Origin of the sequence: Umezawaea sp. NPDC059074, assembly GCF_042738955.1 — a bacterium.
Classification (GTDB): domain Bacteria; phylum Actinomycetota; class Actinomycetes; order Mycobacteriales; family Pseudonocardiaceae; genus Umezawaea.
The window spans coordinates 1-5355 of record NZ_JBHYHC010000262.1 but is presented as its reverse complement, the minus strand read 5'-3'; the positions used below and the strand labels follow the sequence as shown (position 1 = coordinate 5355).

The 5355-nt window shown below is 73.2% G+C and carries 4 protein-coding genes; 1 reads left to right on the top strand and 3 read right to left on the bottom strand.

The features are described from left to right. Positions 1-195 (bottom strand): hypothetical protein (locus ACFWW9_RS45745; protein ID WP_390389880.1); only part of this gene is annotated, 195 nt, incomplete at its 3' end. Between the two features lie 98 nt (positions 196-293). Beyond that, complete coding sequence (locus ACFWW9_RS45740; protein ID WP_390389878.1) at positions 294-3752, bottom strand: TM0106 family RecB-like putative nuclease; 3459 nt, start codon at positions 3750-3752, stop codon at positions 294-296. A 159-nt stretch (positions 3753-3911) separates the two neighbouring features. Between ACFWW9_RS45740 and ACFWW9_RS45735 the strand changes: the two genes are divergently transcribed. Continuing rightward, a complete protein-coding gene (locus ACFWW9_RS45735; protein ID WP_390389877.1) occupies positions 3912-4691 on the top strand; it encodes a PIG-L family deacetylase in 780 nt (259 codons plus the stop codon). Here ACFWW9_RS45735 and ACFWW9_RS45730 read toward each other — a convergent pair. Then, a partial coding sequence (locus ACFWW9_RS45730; protein WP_390389875.1) for an aKG-HExxH-type peptide beta-hydroxylase occupies positions 4678-5355 on the bottom strand: 678 nt, incomplete at its 5' end. The genes ACFWW9_RS45735 and ACFWW9_RS45730 overlap by 14 nt on opposite strands.

The window sequence follows — 5355 nt, the reverse complement described above, 5'->3', positions numbered from 1 at the left end:
TTGGGCGTACACCCCCCTGGGGGTCGACCCCCGGCCGCACCCCGCGGCGTCCGGCGGGGTGTACGGGGGGGCGTACCTCGCCCCGCTGGTTGGGTCAGGGGGTCCGCCACCGCTCGCGGCGAACGCCCGGAGGCGGGCGTTCGGGGGTACGTCGGTCAGCTCACCCAGTGTCAGGCTCGGGAACCTGGTGCTCACCGGAACTCCTTCGTTGCAGGGAGGAGAAGGATTCCTGAACACTAAGGGCAGGTCGGCGCACGGGGGCATAGCGATTGCCCATAGAACCGGGCGATGGCCTACGAGGGCCAGCGGGCCGCCCCGGCCATCAGCCCGATCATCCCGGACACCAGGCGCATCTGGTCCACGCCGCGGATGTCCGCCTCGACCAGGCGCGGCGAGCACACCAGGACCGCCACGGCCTGCGCCCGCGAGAGCGCCACGTTCAACCGGTTGCGCGACAGCAGGAAGTCCAGGCCGCGCGGCAGGTCCACGGCCGCCGACGACGTCATCGTCGCGATCACCACCGGGGCCTCCTGGCCCTGGAACTTGTCGACGGTCCCGACCCGGACCTCGTCGTACCCTGCCTGCTCCAGCGCCCGCCGCACCACCCGCACCTGGAGGTTGTACGGGGCCACCACGAGGATGTCGTCCTCGTTGAGCGCGCGGGACGTGCCGCTGTCCGTCCACATGCGACCCATCAGCGACTGGACGATCCGCACCACCTCCCTCGCCTCCTCGGGCGAGCTGGTGATGTTGTGCGAGTGGTCCACGGAATCCAGGTACAGCTCCGGTTCCACCTCGGCCAGCGAGCGTTCCGCCGCCGTCGGGTGGGCGTGCAGCCGACCGGCGTAGGACAGCCGCGACACCGGCGCGCACACGTTGGGGTGCATCCGCCGCGACTGGTCCATGAAGTAGCCCAGGTCGGGCGGGATCACGTCGGCGTCGCCGAGCAGGTGGCCCAGCGCGGACGCGTCGGCGCCCGCCGGGTGCGTGCCCTGCACGACCTGGGGGAGCTGCTGCGGGTCGCCCAGCAGCACCAGGTTCCGCGTGCACGTCGACACCGCGAGCGCGTCGGCCAGCGCGAACTGCCCCGCCTCGTCGATGATCAGCACGTCGAACGGCTGCTCGCGCAGCGCGGCGTTGGCGAACGTCCACGCCGTGCCGCCGACGAGGTGCCCGCCGCCCTGCTCGTTGCGCCACCGCACGAGCGCCGGGTTGTCGCGCGGCTGCTCCCACTCGCAGTCCTTGACGGGCTTGCCCTTGGCGCGCTTCGCGGTCGGGATCGGCACGCCCAGCGCGCGGCCCGCGGACTTGGCCGCCGACAGCACGTTCTCCACCGCCTTGTGGCTGGTCGAGGTGACCGCCACGGTCTTGCCCCGCCGGATCAGGTGCGCGATCAGCCGTCCGGCCAGGTACGTCTTCCCGGCCCCCGGCGGGCCCTGCACGGCCAGCGTCGAGCCGTCCAGCGCGTCCACGGCGCTGATCACCGCCGCCACCAGGTCCTCGCCCCGCGGCAGCGTCCCGGACACCAGCCGCGGCGGCGTCCGGCGCAGCAGGTCGATCCCCGGATGCGGTGGCAGCACTGGCAGCACGTCCACGACCGCCTGCGCCAGCTCGTACACCGCGTCGTCCTTCGGCGCGGGCTTCACCGGGTCGCCGGGCAGGATCGCGATGGGGCGCAACGAGTCCAGCTCGTCCGGCTTCACGCTCTCCAGCAGCACCACGCGGTCCGCGCCCTCGGCGATCACCTCGGCCTTGCGGGTCCACGCCGTGGGTGTGCCGGGGTAGAGCAGGCGGACCTGCTCGCCGTGGCCGAACGGGTGCGGCCGGTCCGGGTCGCACGCCGCGTGCACCTCGCGCTTGGCGTTGCGCACCCGTCCGCTGGGCATCACCCAGTCGTCGGTCCGCACCGACACCGGCACCGCGCAGGTGTTGTCCACCTCCAGGTCCGGCAGGGGAGCGCCCACCTGGCGGAAGAAGTCCCACCACGCCGGGTTCGTCTCGCGCCGGTGGTAGCCCACGGCGGCGGCCAGCAGCGCCCGCGCCTTCTCGTCGGGGGTGGCGTCGGCGGGGTTGTCCGGCAGACCGGCCATCAGCGGGTCCACGACCGCCGCCAGCTTCGCCGCGCGCTCGGCCCGCCGCTCGGCGGCCAGCTCCTCGTCGGTGGCCTTCATCAAAGCGTCCACAGTGGACTCTTCCGGCACGTGCGGCTCGATCCCCGCCTCGGCCCGGACGTCCAGCAGGAACCGGTACAGCCGGTGCGTGGACACGCAGTCGTAGGTGTTGTACTCGGCGATCCCGTTCAGCACGTCCTCGGCCCGCGCGGTGTCGCCCGCCTCGACCAGCGTGAGGTAGTCCTCGTACGCCTCGATGCTGGACACCGCGTTCTTCACCTCGCCGGACCGCGCCTCCGGCATGTACAGCGGCTCCAGGTACTTGATGGAGTACGACCGCTGCGACACCCGCAACGCCTTGCGCACCACCGCGTACAGGTCGATCAGCGACCCCGTCCGCAGCAGCGTGTCCACGGCCTCCTCGCGCGTGCCGTGCAGCGCCGCCAACCGCTTGAGCGCGCTCACCTCGTACGGCGCGTAGTGGTAGACGTGGCTGCCGGGGAACTCGGTCAGCCGCGCCAGCGCGAAGTCCACGAACCCCTCGAACGCCGCCTTCTCCTGCGCCCGGCTGTGGGCCCAGAACGGGGTGAAGACGTCGCCGTGGGTGATCGCGCCGAACAGGTACTCCAGGCCTTCCCCGGCGAGGGCGAACGGGTCGCCCTCCATGTCGAAGAACACGTCCCCGGCGGCGGGGGAGGGCAGCGTGGCCAGCACGTCCGGCGACAGCACCTCGTAGGCGACCTTGCCGGTCGGGTCGTCCTCGGTGCGCGAGTTGTCCTGGATGACCTGCAACGCCGCCTGCGACCGCAGCGCGCCGAACGTCGACGCCGACATGTCCGACGGCCGGTCGGTGGCGACGGCGTTGGCCAGCTCGTCGATCGTGCCCAGCCCGGCCGCCACCAGCTTGCGCCGCTGGTCGGTGCGCATCCCCGCCACCAGCGACAGGTCCCGCGCGGACTCGCGGCCGGTCGAGCAGCTCCTGGCGAACCGGCAGGTCCCGCACGCGGGCCGCTCGTCGGCCCAGATCCGCTCGGGCAGCGCCGCCGGGACCTCCAACCTGCTCCGCAGCCGGGCCCGCAGGTGGTCGACCAGCGGCAGGAAGTCCGCCACGGGGAACGAGTGCGCGGTGTCGTCGCCGAGCAGCAGGTGCATCGACGGCCCGGTGGGGTGGCCCGCGCGGCGCAGGGCGTCGGCGTACGCCGTCAGCTGGAGCACCGCGGCGGGGGTCGCGTGCCGGGCCAGCTTCGTGTCGTGCGGCTCGTACCCGTGCTCCGAGAGGATCACGAAGTCCGCGCGGCCGTAGAACCCGTCCTCGTAGAACACCGCCTGGTACACGGCGGGAGCGCCGGACTCCAGCGCTATCCGCGTCTCCTCGGCGGCTTTGACCAGTGCGTCGTGCTGCGGGACCGGCAGGGTGATCTCGACCAGACCGGCGCCGAACCTCGTCCGCAGCCGCTCCAGGACGGCCTGCTCGTGAGCCGCGCCGTGCTTCGTGACGACCGTCGCACCAGCGTTCTCCGGGGTGGGCACACCCGGCAGGCGGGAGGCGATGGCGTGGTTCAGCGTGCTGCGGTGCTCGCACTCCAGCAGGTCGACCAGGTCCGTCGGCGAGATGACCAGGCCGGCCTCCGTGGTGAGCATGACGGGCAGTATCGCGGGCCGGGCCGCCGTGCTCGTGGACGCCCCGGCCCCGCGTGTCGGCGTCGGCCGAGCCGACGATCGGACGACTGTCGGCGGAGCCGACGATCGGACGACTGCCGGCCGAGCCGACCACCGGACGACTGACGTAGCGTGCGGCTCATGGCAACCCTGGTGTCCTTCCACGCCCACCCCGACGACGAGTGCATCCTCTGCGGTGGCGTGATGCGCAAAGCGGCCGACGAGGGCCACCGCGTCGTGGTGGTCGTCGCGACCCGCGGCGAGGTCGGCGAGGTGCCGGACGGCTTCCTCGACGTGGGCGAGCTCCTGAGCGACCGGCGGGTCCGGGAGATGCGCGCGTCGGCGGAGATCGTGGGCGCGCAACGGCTGGAGTTCCTCGGCTACGTGGACTCCGGGATGATGGGCGAGCCCACCAACGACGCCCCGAACACGTTCTGGACCGCGTCGGTCGAGGAGGCGGCGGCGAGGCTCGCGGCGATCCTGGTGGAGGAGAGCGCCGACGTCCTGACCGTCTACGACGACAACGGCGGCTACGGCCACCCGGACCACATCCAGGTCCACCGGGTCGGGATGCGCGCCGCCGAACTCGCGGGCACGCCTCGGGTCTACCAGGCCACGATGAACCGCGACCTGATGAACCGCCGCCGCGAGATGGCCGTGGAGGCGGGCTTCCAGGTGCCGGACGTGGACACCTCGGGGTTCGGCAAGCCCGAGGCCGAGCTGACCACGGCCGTCGACGTCACGGCGTACCTGGACGTGAAGAAGGCCGCCATGCGCGCCCACGCCAGCCAGATCAGCGAGCAGTCGTTCTTCCTCGGCCAGTCCGACGAGGCCTTCGCCTACTCGTTCGGCACGGAGTGGTTCATCCGCGTCGGCGCCGAGCCGGGCGTCGCGGAGAAGGACCTGCTCACCGGGCTGTAGCGAGCCGCCGGTGCTCGTCGGCCAGCGCTCGGGCCCGGTCCAGCGCCTCCGGCGGCACCGGCTCGTCCGCCCACGCCGTGAGCACCTCGGCCATCCCCGCCACGAACGCCGTGCCGGGGGCGGTGAGCCTGCCGGAGCCCAGCATGGTGGCGGTCGCGTCCAGCGCGGCCGCCCGCCACCGGGCGAACTCCACGTGCCCCTGGGGGAAGCTCTCCCTTTCCCGCCGCCAGAACCCGGCGACGCCCAGGTGCGCGTACGTCCCGTGCAGCAGCCCGGCGAGCGGTCGCGGGTCGTCGCGCCACGGCGCGTAGAACCGCTCGTCCGGATCGGGGCGCAGCAGCGGGACCAGGTCCATCAGCGCCACCAGCTTCGTGTGCTGCAACTCGTGCGCCAGCGTCACCGCGACCGCCCGCGCGTCCGGCCCGAGTGACAGGAACACGCACCCGAACGCGTCCGCGAGCGTCGCGCTGCTCGTCCCGCCCGCCGCCGCCCGCAGCGGGGCCAGCACGGTCACGGCCGCCGCGAACTCCCGCGCCACCTCGGGGTGCCGCCGCTCCAGCACCTCCCAGGCCTCGGCGATCCGCTCGCGCCACCGCCCGAGGTCGACGCGCGGGTCGACCGGGAGCGCCGCGGGCGCCCCGCTCCACCGCTCCAGCCGGAACAC

Excerpts from the sequence above, each read along its gene's own strand:
- ACFWW9_RS45740 (WP_390389878.1), bottom strand. The coding sequence starts at position 3,752 with ATGCTCACCACGGAGGCCGGCCTGGTCATCTCGCCGACGGACCTGGTC.
- ACFWW9_RS45735 (WP_390389877.1), top strand. The coding sequence starts at position 3,912 with ATGGCAACCCTGGTGTCCTTCCACGCCCACCCCGACGACGAGTGCATC.